Source organism: Paraburkholderia sediminicola, from assembly GCF_046026895.1.
Taxonomy (GTDB): Bacteria; Pseudomonadota; Gammaproteobacteria; order Burkholderiales; family Burkholderiaceae; genus Paraburkholderia; species Paraburkholderia sediminicola_C.
In genome coordinates this window covers 1-328 of record NZ_JAQQEU010000307.1, presented here as the reverse complement: position 1 = coordinate 328, position 328 = coordinate 1, and the positions used below count along the sequence as shown (strand labels likewise).

Annotated in this window: 1 pseudogene; it reads left to right on the top strand. The window is 68.3% G+C overall.

Annotated elements, in window-relative coordinates:
• Positions 1-328: pseudogene (locus PQR02_RS40890) on the top strand (formate dehydrogenase subunit alpha); the annotation flags it as partial.

Sequence of the window (328 nt, the reverse complement as noted above, 5' to 3'; positions counted from 1 at the left end):
TACGCCGCACGTGAAGGCGTCGCATCACCTGCAATTGCGGCCGGGCACCAACGTGGCGATCGTGAACGCGCTCGCGCATGTGATCGTCACCGAGGGGCTGGTGGACGAAGCGTTCGTCGCCGAGCGCTGCGAAACGCGCGCATTCGAGCAGTGGCGCGATTTCGTCGCGCTGCCGGAGAACGCGCCGGAAGCCACCGAAGCGGTGACGGGCGTGCCGGCCCAGCAAGTGCGCGAAGCCGCCCGCCTCTATGCGAGCGGCGGCAATCCCGACGGGACTTCCAGAGGCAACGCCGCGATCTACTACGGCCTCGGCGTCACCGAACACGCA